The sequence below is a fragment of the Streptomyces sp. Ag109_O5-1 genome (assembly GCF_003814875.1).
GTDB classification, from domain to species: domain Bacteria; phylum Actinomycetota; class Actinomycetes; order Streptomycetales; family Streptomycetaceae; genus Streptomyces; species Streptomyces sasae.
This window is the reverse complement of the sequence record NZ_RKQF01000002.1, coordinates 80,416-97,573: the sequence shown is the minus strand read 5'-3', so window position 1 is coordinate 97,573 and position 17,158 is coordinate 80,416. Positions and strand designations below refer to the sequence as shown.

The following is a 17,158-nucleotide window of genomic DNA, read 5'->3' as shown; positions in this document are numbered from 1 at the left end:
CAGTTCCCCGCGCCCCTGGGCGGGTCACCCGGTCGTCACCCCACGGGCACCGGAGTCAGCGCAACGGCCAGTGGATATGCGCCTGTCGTCAGCGGTGAACCTGCGGTGCCGGTCGCTGTGTCGACCGGCACCAGTCCGTTTCCGTCTGCTGTGGTGACGTAGGCCGTGGTGCCGTTCCAGTCCAGGGCCACGTCGAAGGCCGACGCGCCTACCGTGATCCTGGTGCCTGGGACGCCGGTCACCGTGTCCACCGGAGTGACGTAGTCACCGTTGCTCGGACTGACCCAGAGCGTGCGGCCGTCCGGCGAGAGGGCGAGGCCGTAGGCCTGGCCGGAGACCAGGATGGTCGGTTCGGTCTCGTTCGTCGCGGTGTCGATCGGGGTGACCGTCGAGCCGCCGGAGTCGGAGACGTACACCGTTCTGCCGTCGGGTGCGGCGACCACGTTGAAGGGGCTCGGGCCCACGGGGATCGCCGTGCCTGCTTTCTGCGTTGTCAGGTCGACGGGGGTGACCGTGTTGTCGTGGATGTTCGCCACGTAGAGGGTCCGGCCGTCGGGGGTGACCGTCATGTTCTCCGGGCCGGAGCCGACGGGGATCGGCAGGCCCGTCCTCAGGGTGCCCGTGTCGATCGGCTGCACCGCGCCGTCGGCGTAGTCGGCCACCCAGAGCGTCTTGCCGTCCGGGGTGAGCGCGAGGCCGGCGGGGACCTTGCCGACGGCGACCGTGGCGTCGACCGTGCCCTTCGCCACGTCGATCACGCTGACCGTGTCGGAGCCCTGGTCGGCCGCGTACGCGGTCCGGCCGTCGGCGCTCACCACGACCTCGCCGGGGTTGTTCCCGACCGCGATGTCCGTCGTGGTCCCGGTGGCGAGATCGATCGAACTCACCGACGCGCCGCTGAAGTCGGCGGTCAGGGCACGGAAGTGCCCCGAGCCGTCCGTGACCTGGACGGGGAGCGCCCGGGAGAGGACGCCGGTGCCTTCGGCGACCACCGCGTGCCCGCCCTCCGTATCGCCGGTCAGGGTGACCGTCGCCGAAGCGCCGCCCCCGGCCGGGACGGTCACGGTCCCTTCGGCGGGAGACGCGGTGACGCCGTCGGGCACGTCGAGCTTCCAGCCGACGGTCTTCTCCTCGGTGGACCGTTTGCCGGAGAGTTCGAGAGTCACGGTCCGCGAGGCGCCGGGCTCCAGCGACAGCGACGACGGGGAGAAGGAGACGTCGACTCCCGGGTCGGGCGCGGTCTCCAGCATCGTCGTGTAGAGGAACTGGTCCATCACGCCCGGCGAGACCTGCTGCGGGACGGCGTCCAACTCCTTGCGTTCCGCCCGCAGTCGGGTCCAGTACTTCGACACCGCGTCCGTGTCCCCCGCCTTGTTCGCCAACAGCAGTTCCACGGCCGTCCTGCCCGCGCTGCCGTAGCCGCCGAGCTTGTCCAGCCAGGCTGACGTCTCGTCCAGGAACTCGGCGTTGTCGAGGCGGGCCCGCAACCGGGCGGGTGTGGCGGCCATGTCGGCGAAGTACCCCTTGAGCGTGGCCGCGGCCCGGCCGAGACCACTGTCCTGCTCGTACGCCTTGCGGAAGGCGGCGATCAGCCTGGTGAGCGTCGGGGACTCGGTCGCGTCGAGCTGGGAGGAGAAGTTGTTCTCGACGAAGATCTGGAGCCACTTGGCGGCCCGCGGCCCGCCGAGGTCGCGGACGGACGCGAGGAAGGCCTGGCGCGCGTCGTAGGCGGACGGGTTCCACAGGTAGTCGGCCGAGGTGAACAGGGCCAGCCTGCTGGCCTCGCCCTGGACCATGGGGTTGGCGGTCACGCCGGTCGCCTCCGTGGCGACGCCTGTCTCCCTGCCCGTGTAGGGCCCGAGCAGGAGCCGGCTGGTCACGTAGTCGTTGACCGGATAGTTGTCCCAGATCAGGACCGGGTGGCCGTAGACCTCTCGGGCCTGCTTCACCTGGTCGGTGGTGATGGTGGGCGCGATGACGCCGACGCCGGTCCACTCCACGACCACGGATGGGTCGAGCTGTTCCCCCAGGGCCCTCTTGTACGGGGAGTCCGCGAGGTCGGAGTACTCGGTGGGGACCATCTCCAGAGGCTGGAGCCCGGTGTGGCCGGCGGAGAACGCCTTCCAGACGGTGTTCAGCAGATGCGCCTGCGCGGCACCGGCCGCACCGCCGCCCGTCCCGAACTCCTGCTCGTCCTCGGCACAGTTCCACCTCGTGTAGCTGATGTCGTCCAGCGGGATCGCGAAGGAGCGCACGCCGATCGCGTAGAGCGAGTCGAACTTCGCGGTCAGCGCCCTGACGTCGGCGTCGGAGGAGTAGCAGACCGACAGACCGGGGGAGAGCGCGTAGGTGAACCGGACGTGGTTCGCACCGGCCCGGTCGACCAGTTCCTTCAACTGCGCCAGTGCGGCCGGCGGGTACTCGTCCCGCCAGCGGGCCCGCAGGTAGTCGTCGTCCTTGGGGGAGTAGACGTACACGTTCTGCTTCGTGCGGCCGTAGAAGTCGAGCTGATTGAGCCGCTCGGTGTGCGTCCAGGGGACGCCGTAGAAGCCCTCGATGACCCCGCGCAGGGCGGCGCTCGGCCAGTCCCGGATGGTGGTGACCGGCAACGCGTGCCTGCCGTCGAGGAGTTGGCGCAGGGTCTGGGCCGCGTAGAAGGTGCCGGTGGTGTCGACACCGGAGAGGGCGAGGACGGCCCGGCCCTGGCTGCGGCCGGAGGCGAGGACGTAGCCGCCGGAGGCGAGACCGGCGGGGGAGCCGGCCCTGAGCCGCTTCAGTGCCCCGGCCGTGGCGCTGTTCTCGCCCGGACCGCCGACGTAGACGGTCAGAGCGGCGGCGGGCAGGCGGTCACCGGCGTCGACCACGGTGATCCGCTCGGCGCCGGCGGCCTTGAGCGCCGTCTCGACGACCTTCCGGGCCGACGGGTCGGTGCCGGGGCCGACGACCTCGACGAGCTGGTCGGGGACGGGGAGCGTGCCCTGTCCTGTGTGCGTGCTCTGCGGGGTCGGCCACACCTGGGGAGCGGGCTGACGCGGTTCGGCCGCGGCCGGTACCGCCGGAGCCGTGAGTCCGACGGCCAGCAACAGGGCGGCCGTACATCTGAGAACGATGGATGAAGCCACCTGGATATGTTAAGTACGTTGAATGGTTCATTCAAGGAGGGGTCAGTACCGCAACGGTGGTTGCTGTGACGGAGTTCCGCGCCGGGTTCCGCCGGGAGGTGCGGATCTCGGCCCGGGTGCAGGGCCCGTGCCTGCTGCCGCTCCTGGGAGCCGACCCCGACGCTGACGCTCCCCGGCTGGCGATCCCTTACGTGCCGGGGCCGACCCTGGCCCAGCACCTGGCTGCCCACGGGCCGCTCGCGGGCGGCGCGTTGTATGCCTTCGCCACCGGCACCGCCAGGCCCTCGCGGCGATTCATGCGGCCGGGGTGGTGCACCGTGACGTGAAGCCGCACAACGTGCTGCTGACCCCGGCCGGGCCTCGCGTCCTGGACTTCGGCATCGCGCACGTCACCGACGGCATCGGCGTGACCCGGACCGGCATACTGACCGGCGCGCCGGGCTGGCTCAGCCCCGAGTAGCATCGCGGCGGCGTGGCGCGACCCGAGAGCGACCTGTTCACGTGGGGAGCGCTCCTGGCGTACGCCGCAACCGGCCGCCTCCTGTTCGGCGGCGGCGCTCCGGAGGCCGTCGCGTACCGCGTTGTCTCGAGCGAGCCAGACCTGGACCGCATACCGGAGCGGCTGAGGGACATCCTGGAGCGGGCCCTTGCCAAGTGTCCGCCGAGCGGCTCACCGCGGCGGGGGGCGGCAGAGGCGTGTGCACGGCTACTGGCTGCGGAGTCCCCCCAGGTGCTGGGCGCAGGGGCCGACCACCCCCGCACCCTTGCGACCCGTGGCGCACGCGCCTGCCGGCGGGATTGAGGCGGTGAAACTCCTCCAGGACGCCCCCTCCTGGTGGTAACAGCTGTTATCGTCGGGGATATGGCGAAGACACAGCTGGGTGCGCGCGTCGACCGCGAGATCAAGCAACTGGCGGAAGCCCGGGCCAGGGACCGTGGTCTGAGCCTCGGCGACTACATTGCTGTCCTGGTGCAGGAAGACACGGAAGGGTTGCGGCAGCGGGGCCTGACCGCTGCGGAGCGATTCCTCGCCGAGCACCAGGATGTCTTCGACGAAGCCGAAGACATCGACCACCACGCCCCCGGAGCGCACGCCGCGTAATGGACCTGTGCATCGACGTTCCCTGGATCCTGCAGGTCGCGGAGATCGCGGGAGCCGGGGATCCAGCCCCTGACGACTACGGAGTGCCGGTGGCCGCGGTCGCCGCTCACCGGGCCGAATTGCTGGACCAGCCCGTCTACGCCGGCCCCTACGCCCGGGCCGCTGCCCTGGTGCACATCCTCGGCCGCTGCCGATGGCTGGAGCGCTCCAACATGGCGGTGGCCGCGGCGACGGGCGTCATGTACCTGGAGGCCGCAGGGATCCCGGTCAAGCCCGCCCGGGAGGACGCCGTCGCCCTACGGGACCTCCTAAGGGATCCCGCCTGTACGACTGCGAGGATCGCCACCCAACTGCGCGGATGGCCGCAGGCCACGTAACCCCCGGCGGAGCCCGGGCAGTTGGTCGGCCCGAAATCGTGTGGCGCCGCGCGTGCGGCGCCGGCTCCGGTACCCGGCGAAGCCTGCGATGCGGCACCTGGTGCGCCCGCTCGCCGGGAACGTGTCGTACAGGCACGGCCTCCTCACCGACCAGTGAGGACGGGCGTCGGAGGCGAATGTGGCGGTGCGCGCCCCGGCAACTGCTACTGAACGGCTCCGGCCCCTCCGCAGGAACGCGGAGGGGCCGGATGGTCGTAGCGGGGGCGGGATTTGAACCACGCGACCTCTGGGTTATGAGCCCAGCGAGCTACCGAGCTGCTCCACCCCGCGTCGGTGTCTCTACTGTACGGCATCCGCGTGGTGCCGACAGGGATTTACTGACTTCGGCGTATTGGGGTCCGTCCGGTCTATCGAGAGCGAGCCCCGTCCCAGCGAGGAATCCGCCGAGGACGCCATGCCGGTACTGCAGCGCCTTCAGCCGCCTGCGGAGCACAGCCTCCAACTCGTCCAGGGTGCGGGCAGCCAGGTTGGCCAGGCTCCGCTTGATGTGCGCCCACAGGTCCTCCACCGGGTTGAGGTCGGGCGCATACCCGGGCAGCAGGAGCACTGTCAGCCAGTCCCGCTCCGCAACGAGTGCCTTCATCGTCTTGGAGATGTGGGTGCTCAGCCGGTCCCACACCACGATCAGCAGGGTCTTCAGCAGTTGGTGGGCGCCATCCAGCAGGCGGACGTAGTCCGGCTCGCCCAGTGAGCGACGCTCGCCCTTGCGGCCGGTATGCCGACGCAGCCGATAGCACAAACGGGCGGGCTGGCCCGGCCGAAAGCACAGCAGCCCGGCCACCGAGAGCCGTCCCTGACTGAGCCGGAGACCTTGACTCTCGGGGTGATGCCGCGTCGGCCCCAGGTGCGGCCCTTGGGCGGACGGCCGGTCACGCCCGCTTCGTCCTCGAAGCAGACGAACGCGCCGGTCGCCGCCCGGAGGGTTTTACCTCCTGCCAGGTCGCCTCCCGCCAGGCAGTGATCGCATCCTCGTCGCGTTCGGTGGCGGGCCGGGCGGGCATCTGCACGCTGCAGCCCATCCGGTGCAGCAGCCGGGTAACCCCGGAGACGCTGTAGGAGATGTGGAACTTCCGCCCGATCAGCGTGCCTACCCTTGCTGCGGTCCACACCTGGTCGTCCACCCAGCCGTGCGCGGCCGGCCCCTCGTCGAGCCATGTCGCGAGCTTGACCTGCAGGTGGGGGCCGAGCCGGCAGTCGTAGCCGGAGGGACCTCCGGAACGCAGCGCATCGCGTCCGCCCGTCCTCCAGGTACGGCGCCACTGGCAGACCGACTTCTCGCTCACCCGTAACTCCCAGGCGATGCACGGGACTTCCACGTCCTTCTCGAAGAGGCGGGCGGCCCGCATCCGTACCTCTTCGCGGCGCCTGCGCTGCTCGGCGGTCAGCCCGCCCCCGTCCGGACACCGCATGCCTTCGGCGTACCAGCCCGGACGGACCGCGTCACCAGTCCCGATGTGGGCCCTCAATTGGAATGTCCCGCTCCGCTGTGGCGACCTGGATACTTGCGGTTTGTCTCATTTGTGGGCCACGGCGTCGTGTCTCACCAGCTTGGCCTTTCGGGGCGGTCGTGGGCTGGGCGGACTAGCCAGTGAGGCCGCTGCGGTAGGCGTGGATGACGAGTTGGACGCGGTCGCGGGCATCGAGTTTGGTCAGCAGTCGGGCGACGTGGGTCTTCACCGTGCCCGCTCCGATGTACAGCCGTTCGGCGATCTCGGCGTTGGTGAGCCCTTCGGCGACGAGCAGGAGCACTTCGCGTTCACGGGTGGTGACGGCCTGGGGCAGCCGCGGCCGTTCCTGACCCTGCGATGGCTGTGCCGACCTGTTGACGTACGCCGCGATGAGCCGTTTCGTGACGCGTGGCGCGAGCAGCGCCTCGCCTTGGGCGACGGTGCGGACGGCGGACAACAGGTCGAGGTGCGGAGCGTCCTTCAGGAGGAAGCCGCTGGCCCCGGCGCGCAGTGCACCGAAGACGTACTCGTCCAGGTCGAAGGTGGTGAGCACCAGGACACGAGCGTGGCCGGCGGCGGTGATACGGCGGGTGGCTTCGATGCCGTCCATCTCGGGCATCCGCACGTCCATCAGGACGACGTCGGGCCGGTGTTCTGCGGCGGCTGCGACGGCGTCCCGGCCCGTTGCGACGCTGCCGATCGCCTTGAGGTCCGGGGCGGTGCCCACGATTCCGGCCAGGCCGATGCGGACCAGCTGCTGGTCGTCGGCGACCAGGACCCGGATGGTCACGGCCGCTACCGCGCCGCAGCACTGGGCTGCGGCCCGTCCACGGGGATGCTGGCCCGCACCCGGAACCCGCCGGTCGCGGCCGGCCCCGCCTGCAGGATGCCGCCGTAGAGGGCGAGGCGCTCACGCATCCCGGGCAGCCCGCGCCCGGTTCGGCCCGGGGCCGGCCGGATGCTGCCGTCGTCGGTCACCGTGAGGGTCAGCTCGCCGGGTCCGTACGCGACGGTGACGTGCGCGTTGCTCGCGTCGGCGTGCTTGACCACGTTGGTCAGCGCTTCCTGGACGATCCGGTACGCGGCTGCCTCCAGCCCTGGGGGCAGGGGCCTGACGTGCCCCGTGATGGCGAGGTCGATCCGCAGGCCGGGGCGCCGGGTCCGTTCGGTGAGACGGTTCAGGTCCGCGAGTTTTGGGGTGGGGGCCAGGCCCGCGTCGTGGGTGTCGTCGTGCAGCACGCCGAGCATGCGGCGCAGCTCGACGAGGGTCTCCCGGCCGGTGGTCTCGATCGCCTCCAGCGCGCTGCGCGCGTCCTGGGGACGGTCGTCGAGCACCAGACGGCCAAAGCATGCCTGGACGGAGATCACGCTCATGGAGTGGGCGATACTGTCGTGCAACTCGCGGGCGATCCGCAGCCGTTCCGCAGCCGCCTCGCGATCGGCGCGGTCGCGTTCCTGACGCACCAGCGTGTGCAGATACCGGCGCCGCTGCCCGACCGCGAAGCCCACCGCCCAGGCGACGGCGAAAAGCAGAGCGAAGGGCACCACGGCCCCGGTGTGTTCGAACCTGGGCAGGCCGGTGGATACCGCCATCGCCAGGGCCGCGGCCAGGGCGATTCCCGCGGTTCGGGCCGGGCGCAGGGACGTGACGCAGAAGAGCGCGAAGGCGAGCGGCAACCCACCCCAGAAGATCGCCTGCGGATGCCACGGCGCCAGGCCGCACACCGCCAACGACAGGACGACAAAAGCCTCCGGCCAATAGGGCCGGAACGACTCCGGGGCCGCATGTGTCTTCCGTTCCACGACCTGAGCCTATGCGCCTGCCGGTCATGCCCACATCGTCCGCGAGCCCTATGCCGTACGGCAGACCCGGGCCCGAAAAGACCTGCCCGCGGGCAGATGAAGCGTCCTGCCCGTCCCGGCATCGTCATGGACGTGATTCGATGCGAACACCTCACCAAACGCTTCGGCCGTAAGGTCGCCGTCGACGACCTCACCTTCGAGGTCCAGCCCGCCCGCGTGACCGGCTACCTCGGTCCCAACGGTGCGGGGAAGTCGACCACCATCCGGGCCGTCCTCGGCCTGGACACCCCGGACGCCGGCCGCGCCCTGGTGGACGGCGTGCCCTACCGCCAGGCCGAACAGCCGCTGCGCCGCGTCGGCGCGCTCCTTGACGCCGGGGCCGTCCACCCGGGCCGTACGGCGCGGGCACATCTCGCCGCGCTCGCGGCCACCAACCACATCCGGCGCAGCCGAATCGAGGAGGTACTCGCCCTCACCGGCCTCGCCGACGTCGCCCAACGCAGGATTGGCACCTACTCGCTCGGCATGAAGCAGCGCCTGGGCATCGCCGCCGCCCTGCTCGGCGACCCGCCCGTGCTCATCTTCGACGAACCCGCCAACGGCCTGGACCCGGAGGGCATCAGGTGGATCCGGAGCCTCATGCGGTCGCTGGCCGGCGAAGGACGCACCGTCCTGGTCTCCAGCCACCTGATGAGCGAGATGGCACTCACTGTCGACCACCTTCTCGTCATCGGACGAGGACGTCTGCTCGCCGATGTCCCGATCACCGACTTCATTCCCGCCGGAGCCTCACTGGAAGACGCCTACCTCAACCTCACCGAATCAGCCGTGGAATACCGGACCGAAGGGACGGGACACTGATGCCCACCGCACTGACAGGCGCCATGGCCTGCGAGGTCATCAAGCTGCGCTCCCTCCGCTCGACCTGGATCACCACCCTCATCGCCGTGGCATTCGGCCTGGCGCTGAGCCTCATGGACGTCGCCCACACCGCCAACGCCTGGCCGCACATGACGACGGCCGACCGGGCCCAGTTCGACCCGGTGGGCGACTCACTCTCCGGCTTCGCCTTCGCCGTCCTCGCCTTCGGAGTCCTCGGCGTGCTGGGCATCAGCAGCGAGTACACCACCGGACTGATCCGCTCGACGCTGACCGCGACACCCCGGCGTACGCTCTCCTACACCGCCAAGACCCTCGTCATCGGCGGATTCGCCCTGCTACTGGGCGAACTGACCGCGTTCACCAGCTTCTTCATCGGACAGGCCGTCCTGGCCAAGCAGCACCTCGACGTCGGCCTGGGCACTCCAGGCGTACTTCGAGCCGTGTCCTGTGCCGGGCTCTACCTGTTCGTCGTCACCGTCGTGGGCTACGGCCTCGGGGCCGTGATCCGACACACCGCCGGAGCCATCGCCGCGCTATTCGCCCTGGTCTATCTCGGCTACGGCGCAGCCAAAGCCGTCGAAGGCTGGTCCGCCCTGCCCAGCAAGCTCATGCTGAGCAACGCCGCGGACACCCTCGGCCAGCTCCACCCACACCCCCTCCACCCGGAACGCACCCCCTCCCTCTCCTTCGCCCTCTTCGACCTCGCCCTCTACCTCGCACTCGCCCTCACCTGCGGAGCCTGGCGTTTCACTCGCGACGCCGCATAGACACTCCGCCCGACCGGCGGCAGACGCTTCCGACCCCCACGGCAGACCACCACCCAGCGGGTTCCAGAGCGTGGCGGCAGCGCAGAGCAGCACCCCGACACGTAAACGATCAAAACAGAGTGCGTCTCATCGCCCTGTCCCTTGGGCCGGACAAAGGCCATCGTCAACGAGAAAGGGACACGCGAAATGCGAACCTACACCCGACACACATCCAGACCCCGAAACGCCGAAGTCAGTAATGGTGGAGTCGGGTATGGGAACTCCCGGAATACCTCCCGGATGCGAGGGTGCTTGAGGCAGCTCTGGCCCCTCCGGCGCACGAGCTGTGGTAGGCAGGGCTGATGATCAGCCGACTCCCTCTCGATCAGCAACTCGAGTCCCTTCGTGCAGTTCTGTCCCGTAACGGCATGTTGACGGAGGTGTTGGCGCAGGCTGCGACGTTGGATCTCCCCGGGTGGTATGTGACGGCCGGCTGTCTGTTCCAGACTGTGTGGAACGTCGTCACGGACAGCCCGCCGACCAATGGCATCAAGGACTACGACGTCTTCTACTTCGACGCCGGTGATCTGTCCTGGGAAGCCGAAGACGCGGTGATCAAGGCCGGGCGAGAGGTTTTCGCCGACCTGCCTGTAGAGGTCGAGATCCGTAACGAGGCACGGGTCCACCTCTGGTACGAGGAAAAGTTCGGGGTGGCGTGTCCGCCGTATGACTCCACCGAGGCGGCGATCGACAGTTTCGCCGCCACGACGTGCTGTCTCGGAGTGCGAGTGGAGGCGGATGGTCAGTGGCGCGTGTATGCACCGCACGGCCTGTCGGACGTGTTCAACCTCGTCGTTCGGCCAAACCCGGTGCTTGCCCCTCGGGCGGTCTATGAGACGAAGGCAGCGCGGTGGCGAGAGCAATGGCCCGAACTGACTGTCCTGGACTGGCCTTCCATAAGTGTCACGTCGAACTCGTCCGGCCACTGACGTCGGCGGGGAGTTCTGTGACGAGGGTGAACAGGGCAGTGGAGCGGGCCTGTTGGGGGCGAATGCCGATCTTGTGGAACCACAGGCCGATCTGGCTGTCGCTGAGCGGGCGACCTGGCTGGCCTCCGGGCAAGAGCCAGGGGCCGTCATCCGGGGTGCCGATCTTGGCCTTGCCTCGTCGGTTCACGAGGAGTTTGCGGACCAGGGTGGCCAGCGGCAGGGGGAGGACGGCCGGCAAGGTCCCGAAGGTGATCGCGGCGGTCTCGCCGGTGATATTGACGTCGTCGACGGTGAGCTGGCTGATGGTGGAGATCTTCTGTGCGTAGAGGATCAGCAGCAGTCCGGCGACGCGGTCATGCCTCGTGGAACGGCACGAGTGTCACAGCCGGACCGCGGCTACCAGCAGCACCAGGACTGACCAGGACGCGAACAGGCTGTAGGCGAAGAGAGCCTTGCCGCGGTCGCCGAAGCGCAGTTGGCGGGTCAGGACCCAGCCGAAGAACATTGCCTCGGCCGCCGCGCCGACGAGCCCCCATGCCGGGTGCCAGATGCCAACCAGCAGGGCCACGGTGGCCAGGGTGTGCAGGACACCGGCGGCGGGCACCAACCAAGCCACCTTCCCCTCCCGGAGGCCGAGCCGGGTCAGTTTGTCCAGGCGCTCCACGCCGGGTCCAAACCTGGTCAGGGCCGCAAGCGCAGATGGCACGACTTCCAGCAGCAGAAGCGATGTAACGACGGCGCTCAACGCGAACAAACGGGACTCCAGAGCAGGACCAGCCAACGTGTCGCACGCCAGTGTGCTCGTTCGGGCCCCAGTATGAAAGATGCAGCTTCCGCATCTGGACCTGCCCACTTCGCTGTTCACCGGGCCATCCCCCGGTGCCAGGGAACGGACGATCCTGGAAGGGTGCGGTTCGTTTCGAGTGAAGCTCGCGATCAAGCGGTGAGGTCGTGATCCTGCTGGTCGGGGTGGGTAGAGGCGCGGGTGCTCGTGGGCGGCGTGGAAGCGCTCGGTTCCTCACGTACCCGCCTGCTCCGCGCAGGACGCGGCGAGAGCACCTTGCCCGCCGCGGAACGGCTGCAACCGGCCCCGTGAGGCGGCTACCGTAGGGGCGGATGAGCAGACCGGAAGGGCGGCAGCGCGGGGATGACGTCGACGGGGGACTTCGAGACCTTGGTGCAGCGGCACCGGCCGGAGCTGCTGGCGCACTGCTACCGGATGCTCGGCTCGGTCCACGACGCCGAGGAACTCGTGCAGGAGACGTGTCTGCGGGCGTGGCGCGCGCGGGACCGTTACGACTCGTCGCGTGCCTCCCTGCGGACCTGGCTGTACCGGATCGCCACGAATGCGTGTCTAACCGCGCTGGACGGGCTCGGCCGCCGCCCCATGCCCTCGGGTCTGGTCACCGAGAGCGAACCGCTGCGCCCGCTCGTCCACGGCGGGGAGGCAACCTGGTTGCAGCCGCTCCCGGATAGCCTGCTTGGCCTGGGCGCCCCGGCCACCGCGGCGATCGACAGGGGCAGCCTGCGGCTGGCCTTCGTCGCAGCACTGCAATTGCTGTCACCGAGAGAGCGCGCCGTCCTGATCCTGCGCGACGTGCTCGACTACCCGGCGGCGGAGGCAGCGGACATCCTGGAGACCTCGGTCGCGGCCGTGAACAGCTCGCTGCAGCGGGCTCGCGCCCGGATCCGGGCCGCGGGAGTGCTGCAGGAGCAGGTCGCTGAGCCTTCCGACGCAGAGCAACGGTCGTGGGTGGACCGGTACATGGCGGCCTTCGTCCGGGCGGACATCCAAGGGTTGCTGCAGGTGGTGACCGAGGACGTCCTCATGGAGATGCCGCCCATGGTCAACTGGTTCACCGGTCGGGAGAACTACGCGAGCTTCATGGGCTGGGTGTTCGCCAAGGCCGGCAAGGCCTGGCGGTTGCTGCCGGTGCGGGCCAACGGGCAGGCCGGCTTCGCCGCCTATCGGGGCGGGGACGCCGGCGTGTTCGAGCTGCACACCCTGCAGGTGTTCACGGTCACGGCTGGCGGCGTCAGCCGTGTCTCGGTCTTCCAGGACGCCGACGTGTTCGCCGCCTTCGGCTTGGCGCAGAAGGTCGACGGCTGATCCGCCCGCACCTGTCGGGCGGGCCCGCCCGACAGGTGCGGGCGGACCCGGGCAGGACTGACTCTGGATCAGCTAGCGGACTTGACAGGGCTGTTGTGGTAGGCGGCGATCAGCCAGGCGTCGTCGCGCTTCTCCAACACCCAGGTCGCGTACACGATCCGGTCGGCGGGAACCTCGGATTCGCCGGGGAAGAGGATGCCGGTTTCGCTCACGACGATCGCGCCGTCGCGCCCCAGGAACCGGATCCCCAGCTGCCGGTTGGTCGTCGTGGTGCCCTTCAGGAAGGAGGCGAACCCCGCCGCCATGCCCTGCCGAACCTCTTCGCGGGAGGCGCGGTAGGAGCCGGGCATGATCGCGGTGGCCTCCTGCGTGTAGTCGGCGACGAAGGCGTCGGCGTCGCCGGCGTCCCATGCCTTGTAGAGGCTCTCAAGGACGGCAGTGATCGCGGCCGTGTCGTTCGCGCGGTTGTCGGACATCGTTCTCTCCAGTCATTGCACTTGGTCGGGACCGAAGGGGCCCGTGAGTACATACCGGCGTCCCTTTCGGAACTCATCGCGCGAACCTCAAGTTCTTCTCTTCGGAGCGCAGTCCCCTCTGCACGGTCGGCATGTCGGCCTTGAAGCCGACCGGAGGGCGTGGACGATGCGGACGGGCTGTGTTCCGGGCTGCTCCTCTCTACCGTGGTGGTGGAGGAGGGTGGCGGATGGGCTCGCTGTTTGAGGAGTTGGAAGCGCGCGAGGTGGCTGCCCGGGTGCGGGTGGAGGAGTTGGTGGCCGAGGTCGCGGAGCTGGCCGGGAAGCTGGAGCTTGCCCGGGAGAGCCTGGAGCGGTTGCGGATCGCGCGGGAGACGGTCGCCGAAGTGCTCGGGGAGATGACCCCGGAGAAGTCGGCGGCGGCCGTCGATGCTGGACGGCCGGCTGCGGGTGAGCGGCTCGCGTCGGCGTATGCGGGGGCCGAGCGGCAGGTCATCGGGGTGCTGACGGTGCCGAACTGGCAGCCCGGGATGGGTTCGGAGGTCCTGCCGCGCGTATATCGGGACATCCTGGAGGTGGTGGCAGACGCGCCAGGGCCGGTCCGCGCCAAGCAGATCGTGCCGAGGATCGGCCTGCCAGCCGAGACCGGGAAGATCGAGGGCACGCGGTCGAAGTTGAAGCGGCTGGTGGAGCGGGGCTGGCTGGACGAGGACACCCCGGGGATGTTCACCCCGGCCCGTCGCCGGATGGCTGCTTCGCCCAACTTCCGTTAACAGCAGGGCTCTTCCGCGCCTACATTCGAAGGTGCGACCCATATCGAAGCAGGACGGGAAGAGCCCCGGGGATGAAACCGTACGACACTCATGCCACCGCTGACCCCTTTGCGCGCTCGGTCAGCGCCTTCGAGACCCTGATGTGCACCTTGTCGGGCAGCGATGCGAGCGCGTGGAGCCACGCCGAGCTGGAAGAACGCCTCGACGTGGCCGGGCGGGAGCTGTTGCGGCAGCTGCTGCAGGACCATCTGGACCTGCGCGCGAGGCTGGAGGAGGAAGAGGTCCGTGGCAGCGGCGGGCCGCCCGTGACCGGGCCGGAGGGGCAGGTGTGGCCCTGGCGGGAGACAGGACACTCGCGTTGGCTGGCCAGCGTGTTCGGACTGGTCCGGGTCACGCGAGTCGCCCGCCGGGGTCGGGGCCTGGGCACTGTCCATCCCGCCGACGTCGCGCTGTCGCTGCCAGCTGGCCGGCATTCGATGGGCCTGCGTCGGCTCGGGGTCACCGAGGCCGTCCGCGGCTCGTTCGACCAGGCGCACGATGCGGTCGAGCGCCGCTGTGGGAAAGTGCTCGGCAAGCGCAGGCTGGAAGAGCTGGTGGTCGCCGCCGCGGTCGACGTCGACGACTTCAACCGGACCAGGATTCCGGTTCCGTGCAGCCGCGAGACGCCGTTGGTGGTCCAAGTGGACGGCAAGGGCGTGGTCATGCGGCCCGAGGCTCTGCGCGAGGCCACCCGCCGGGCCGCCGCGAAGGCCGCGACCAGTCATCGCGGCCGGCTCTCGCCGGGCGAGAAGCCGAACCGCAAGCGGATGGCGATCGTGGCCTGCGTCTTCGACACCCGCCCGGCTCCCCGGCGTCCGCACGATGTGATCCACCCGCCCGGCGGGCGCAGCGGCGAACGTCCCGCTCGCCCGGGGCCGAGGGCGGAGAACAAGTGGTGCACCGCCTCCCTGGTCCGTCCGCCCGAGCAGGTCATCGCCGATGCCTTCGACCAGGCCGAGGCGCGCGACCCGAGGCATCTGCGGCCGTGGGTCGTCTTGGTCGACGGTGCCCGTCACCAGCTCGACCTGATCACCGCCGAGACCGACCGACGCGGCGTCACGGTGCACGTGCTGCTGGACTTCGTGCACGTCGCCGAGTACGTCTGGGCCGCGGCCCACGCTTTCCACAAACCGGGCACCACCGAGGCCGAAGCCTGGGCAGCCGACCATCTGACCGCGATCCTCGCAGGCCACGCCGCCCGCACCGCCCACGCCATGACCGCACAAGCCACCCGGGAGCGACTGCCGACCGCCCGGCGCGAGGCCGTCGATGCCTGCCACCGCTACCTGACCGGCCACCTCGACCAGCTCCGCTACGACACGGCACTTGCGAGCGGGTGGCCGATAGCCACCGGCGCGGTCGAGGGCGCCTGCCGCCACTTGATCGCCGACCGCCTCGACATCACCGGCGCCCGCTGGGGCCTGCCCGGAGCCGAAGCCGTCCTGCAACTGCGTGCCATCGTCTCCAACGGAGACCTCGACCCCTACTGGCGCTTCCATACCGCCCGCGAGCACGAACGTGTTTACCCCAACCAGCAGAACTACGCCCTCACCGCTTGATCGCGACCGTCACTCGAAACGAACCGCACCCATCCTGGAAAGCGGCGGTCGTATGACCGCCTCACGAGAATTTAGGGGTTAAGAGGGCGTCTCACGTGGCAAGTTTCGCGAGCCTCTTGTGGCAGCTCAGGCTGGTGGCCGTGGCCGTGGCCCTGCCGGTCGTTGGGACCACGTAAGGAATCTTGAGGTGAGGGGCCACGAGGTTTCCGGACAGGCACCCAATAGGGTTGCCCTGAACAAGGAAATGAGGACGGGCGGATCTGGAAGCGGTTCGACCTCAAGCCCCATCTGCAGGATGCCTTCAAGCTGTCCACCGATCCGCAGTTCGTCGCCAAGGTCGTCGACGTTGTCGGCCTGTACCACCACCCGCCCGAGAAGGCGGTCGTGCTCTGCGTGGACGAGAAGAGCCAGATCCAGGCGCTGGACCGGTCCCAGCCGGTGCTGCCGATGATGCCGGGCATGCCCGAACGCCGCACCCACGACTATTTGAGGCACGGCATCACCAGCCTGTTCGCTGCCTTCAACATTGCCGACGGCACTGTCATATCGGCACTGCACCGCCGCCACCGGGCGATCGAGTTCAAGAAGTTCCTGATCCGGATGGACAAAGCGGTGCCCGCCGGGCTCGACGTGCACCTCGTCTGTGACAACTACGCCACCCACAACACCGCCGAGATCAGGACCTGGCTCGGCAAACACCCCCGCTTCCACGTCCACTTCACCCCCACCGGCTCCTCCTGGATGAGCCAGGTCGAGCGGTGGTTCGGCCTGCTCATCGACGAGCTCATCCGCCGCGGCGTCCATACCTCCGTGAAGGCGCTGGAAGACGACATCAAGGCCTGGATCAACTCGTGGAACGAGAACCCACGGCCCTTCACCTGGACCAAGACCGCCGACGAGATCCTCAAATCCCTCGCCGACTACCTCACCAAGGTCACTCCACCAGCCACCGAAAACCAGCAAGAAACTTAAGCCCGCGATTTCTGGCGCATCACACTAGCAGGGGCAGGAGTTGTGTGACGTCGTGGCGGTTTCCGCCGGTGAGCGTGACGGCGAGCGGAGTTCCGTGACGGTCGGCGATCAAGTGGTGCTGGGAGCCGGGACGGGCACGGTCGACCGGTGAAGAGCTGACATGATCCCCCTTCGAAGGCTCTGATGTGTGACCCGTCCGTCGCGCAGTCGGTCCAGGTCCAGGAGTTCCGCACGACGCACTTCGCTCAACAAAGCGGCGTGCAGGCAGGGCCAGACGCCGGCTTCGGTCCAATCCCGCAGTCGACGCCAGGCCGTCACCCCGGAACAACCCACGGTCTCAGCGGGAACGTCACGCCAGGCGACGCCAGTTCGCAGCACGTACAAGACACCTGCAAGGGCGGCACGATCCGAAACGCGCAGTCGCCCGGGATAACGACGGCGACACCCAGGAGCTGGCGGCAGTAGGGGGGCCACGCGCGTTGCCACAGGTCGTCCGGAACAAGATGAGCACGCATCCGGAACACCTTGCCGACCAAGATCAACAAGTGCAAGATCTGCAGCTCATCTCATTCTGAAACGATCAGTAAGTTGGCTCCGCGCGCCCCGGCCACCGGATCGAGGGTGCCTACAGCCGGGCCGGAGCGGAAGCGGGCCGACGCTTCGAAGCGCGTGGCGCCAGGGCGCCGTGGCGCTTCTGTCCGCT

At 69.2% G+C, this 17,158-nt stretch carries 18 protein-coding genes, 1 tRNA gene and 2 pseudogenes; 11 read left to right on the top strand and 10 right to left on the bottom strand.

Translation table 11 applies throughout. From position 1 onward, the window contains the following. Window positions 1-35: 35 nt before the first annotated feature. Complete coding sequence (locus EDD90_RS53700; protein ID WP_260328849.1) at window positions 36-3,122, bottom strand: beta-N-acetylglucosaminidase domain-containing protein; 3,087 nt, start codon at window positions 3,120-3,122, stop codon at window positions 36-38. Between the two features lie 65 nt (window positions 3,123-3,187). Here EDD90_RS53700 and EDD90_RS58800 point away from each other — a divergent pair, with 65 nt between their 5' ends. The 4 genes from EDD90_RS58800 to EDD90_RS53685 all read left to right on the top strand — a co-directional run bounded on the left by EDD90_RS58800 (window position 3,188) and on the right by EDD90_RS53685 (window position 4,601). Then, on the top strand, window positions 3,188-3,448 hold the full coding sequence (locus EDD90_RS58800; RefSeq protein ID WP_311737292.1) for a hypothetical protein: 261 nt from the start codon (window positions 3,188-3,190) through the stop codon (window positions 3,446-3,448). After that, window positions 3,445-3,582, top strand: coding sequence for a hypothetical protein (locus tag EDD90_RS58795; protein WP_311737291.1), 138 nt, complete (start codon window positions 3,445-3,447; stop codon window positions 3,580-3,582). Before EDD90_RS58800 ends, EDD90_RS58795 begins: the two co-directional genes overlap by 4 nt. A gap of 402 nt (window positions 3,583-3,984) precedes the next feature. After that, on the top strand, window positions 3,985-4,224 hold the full coding sequence (locus tag EDD90_RS53690) for a hypothetical protein (RefSeq protein ID WP_123982658.1): 240 nt from the start codon (window positions 3,985-3,987) through the stop codon (window positions 4,222-4,224). Next, a complete protein-coding gene (locus EDD90_RS53685; RefSeq protein ID WP_123982656.1) occupies window positions 4,224-4,601 on the top strand; it encodes a fic family toxin-antitoxin system, toxin component in 378 nt (125 codons plus the stop codon). The genes EDD90_RS53690 and EDD90_RS53685 overlap by 1 nt, the downstream gene beginning before the upstream one ends. A gap of 255 nt (window positions 4,602-4,856) precedes the next feature. Here the strand turns inward: EDD90_RS53685 and EDD90_RS53680 are convergent. The 5 genes from EDD90_RS53680 to EDD90_RS53660 all read right to left on the bottom strand — a co-directional run bounded on the left by EDD90_RS53680 (window position 4,857) and on the right by EDD90_RS53660 (window position 7,912). Further along, window positions 4,857-4,931: transfer RNA gene (locus EDD90_RS53680), tRNA-Met, on the bottom strand. Continuing rightward, on the bottom strand, window positions 4,909-5,400 hold the full coding sequence (locus EDD90_RS53675; protein ID WP_311737290.1) for a transposase: 492 nt from the start codon (window positions 5,398-5,400) through the stop codon (window positions 4,909-4,911). The genes EDD90_RS53680 and EDD90_RS53675 overlap by 23 nt, the downstream gene beginning before the upstream one ends. A gap of 130 nt (window positions 5,401-5,530) precedes the next feature. Beyond that, the gene (locus EDD90_RS53670; protein ID WP_185149728.1) at window positions 5,531-6,070 is read right to left on the bottom strand and encodes a winged helix-turn-helix domain-containing protein; all 540 of its coding nucleotides are present in this window, start codon (window positions 6,068-6,070) and stop codon (window positions 5,531-5,533) included. A 172-nt stretch (window positions 6,071-6,242) separates the two neighbouring features. Continuing rightward, a complete protein-coding gene (locus tag EDD90_RS53665) occupies window positions 6,243-6,899 on the bottom strand; it encodes a response regulator transcription factor (RefSeq protein ID WP_123982654.1) in 657 nt (218 codons plus the stop codon). Between the two features lie 5 nt (window positions 6,900-6,904). Next, a complete protein-coding gene (locus tag EDD90_RS53660) occupies window positions 6,905-7,912 on the bottom strand; it encodes a sensor histidine kinase (protein ID WP_123982652.1) in 1,008 nt (335 codons plus the stop codon). A 126-nt stretch (window positions 7,913-8,038) separates the two neighbouring features. Here EDD90_RS53660 and EDD90_RS53655 point away from each other — a divergent pair, with 126 nt between their 5' ends. The 3 genes from EDD90_RS53655 (at window position 8,039) to EDD90_RS53645 (ending at window position 10,529) form a co-directional block, all read left to right on the top strand. Next, the gene (locus EDD90_RS53655) at window positions 8,039-8,773 is read left to right on the top strand and encodes an ATP-binding cassette domain-containing protein (protein WP_123982847.1); all 735 of its coding nucleotides are present in this window, start codon (window positions 8,039-8,041) and stop codon (window positions 8,771-8,773) included. Further along, window positions 8,773-9,561 (top strand): ABC transporter permease, encoded by a 789-nt coding sequence (locus EDD90_RS53650; protein WP_123982650.1) that lies wholly within the window; start codon window positions 8,773-8,775, stop codon window positions 9,559-9,561. The genes EDD90_RS53655 and EDD90_RS53650 overlap by 1 nt, the downstream gene beginning before the upstream one ends. 341 nt (window positions 9,562-9,902) lie before the next feature. Next, window positions 9,903-10,529 (top strand): nucleotidyltransferase family protein, encoded by a 627-nt coding sequence (locus EDD90_RS53645; RefSeq protein WP_123982648.1) that lies wholly within the window; start codon window positions 9,903-9,905, stop codon window positions 10,527-10,529. Here the strand turns inward: EDD90_RS53645 and EDD90_RS53640 are convergent. Continuing rightward, window positions 10,504-10,767, bottom strand: coding sequence for a hypothetical protein (locus EDD90_RS53640; RefSeq protein ID WP_260328847.1), 264 nt, complete (start codon window positions 10,765-10,767; stop codon window positions 10,504-10,506). The genes EDD90_RS53645 and EDD90_RS53640 overlap by 26 nt on opposite strands. Before the next feature lie 141 nt (window positions 10,768-10,908). Next, window positions 10,909-11,145, bottom strand: a complete 237-nt coding sequence (locus EDD90_RS58330; RefSeq protein ID WP_260328846.1) for a hypothetical protein — start codon at window positions 11,143-11,145, stop codon at window positions 10,909-10,911. Window positions 11,146-11,676: 531 nt separating this feature from the next. Between EDD90_RS58330 and EDD90_RS53630 the strand changes: the two genes are divergently transcribed. Beyond that, on the top strand, window positions 11,677-12,639 hold the full coding sequence (locus EDD90_RS53630) for an RNA polymerase subunit sigma-70 (protein ID WP_099936568.1): 963 nt from the start codon (window positions 11,677-11,679) through the stop codon (window positions 12,637-12,639). A 68-nt stretch (window positions 12,640-12,707) separates the two neighbouring features. Here EDD90_RS53630 and EDD90_RS53625 read toward each other — a convergent pair whose 3' ends face one another. After that, window positions 12,708-13,115, bottom strand: a complete 408-nt coding sequence (locus tag EDD90_RS53625; protein WP_079661452.1) for an SgcJ/EcaC family oxidoreductase — start codon at window positions 13,113-13,115, stop codon at window positions 12,708-12,710. Window positions 13,116-13,342: 227 nt separating this feature from the next. Between EDD90_RS53625 and EDD90_RS53620 the strand changes: the two genes are divergently transcribed. The 3 genes and pseudogenes from EDD90_RS53620 to EDD90_RS53605 all read left to right on the top strand — a co-directional run. Then, window positions 13,343-13,885: a hypothetical protein gene (locus tag EDD90_RS53620; RefSeq protein WP_123982644.1), complete on the top strand. Its 543-nt coding sequence runs from the start codon at window positions 13,343-13,345 to the stop codon at window positions 13,883-13,885. Window positions 13,886-13,956: 71 nt separating this feature from the next. Then, the gene (locus EDD90_RS53615; RefSeq protein ID WP_123982642.1) at window positions 13,957-15,483 is read left to right on the top strand and encodes an ISKra4 family transposase; all 1,527 of its coding nucleotides are present in this window, start codon (window positions 13,957-13,959) and stop codon (window positions 15,481-15,483) included. 255 nt (window positions 15,484-15,738) lie between these two features. Next, window positions 15,739-16,455 (top strand): annotated as a pseudogene (locus EDD90_RS53605) (IS630 family transposase); the annotation flags it as partial. A gap of 25 nt (window positions 16,456-16,480) precedes the next feature. On the opposite strand, the pseudogene EDD90_RS53600 reads toward EDD90_RS53605, so the two are convergent. Continuing rightward, window positions 16,481-16,970: pseudogene (locus EDD90_RS53600) on the bottom strand (IS5 family transposase); the annotation flags it as partial. Between the last annotated feature and the right edge of the window lie 188 nt (window positions 16,971-17,158).

Bases quoted from the DNA above. Each gene is read 5' to 3' on its own strand.
- EDD90_RS53690 (WP_123982658.1), top strand. From the start codon at position 3,985: ATGGCGAAGACACAGCTGGGTGCGCGCGTCGACCGCGAGATCAAGCAA.
- EDD90_RS53685 (WP_123982656.1), top strand. From the start codon at position 4,224: ATGGACCTGTGCATCGACGTTCCCTGGATCCTGCAGGTCGCGGAGATC.
- EDD90_RS53670 (WP_185149728.1), bottom strand. From the start codon at position 6,070: ATGCGGTGTCCGGACGGGGGCGGGCTGACCGCCGAGCAGCGCAGGCGC.
- EDD90_RS53655 (WP_123982847.1), top strand. From the start codon at position 8,039: ATGGACGTGATTCGATGCGAACACCTCACCAAACGCTTCGGCCGTAAG.
- EDD90_RS53650 (WP_123982650.1), top strand. From the start codon at position 8,773: ATGCCCACCGCACTGACAGGCGCCATGGCCTGCGAGGTCATCAAGCTG.
- EDD90_RS53645 (WP_123982648.1), top strand. From the start codon at position 9,903: ATGATCAGCCGACTCCCTCTCGATCAGCAACTCGAGTCCCTTCGTGCA.
- EDD90_RS53630 (WP_099936568.1), top strand. From the start codon at position 11,677: ATGACGTCGACGGGGGACTTCGAGACCTTGGTGCAGCGGCACCGGCCG.
- EDD90_RS53625 (WP_079661452.1), bottom strand. From the start codon at position 13,115: ATGTCCGACAACCGCGCGAACGACACGGCCGCGATCACTGCCGTCCTT.
- EDD90_RS53620 (WP_123982644.1), top strand. From the start codon at position 13,343: ATGGGCTCGCTGTTTGAGGAGTTGGAAGCGCGCGAGGTGGCTGCCCGG.
- EDD90_RS53615 (WP_123982642.1), top strand. From the start codon at position 13,957: ATGAAACCGTACGACACTCATGCCACCGCTGACCCCTTTGCGCGCTCG.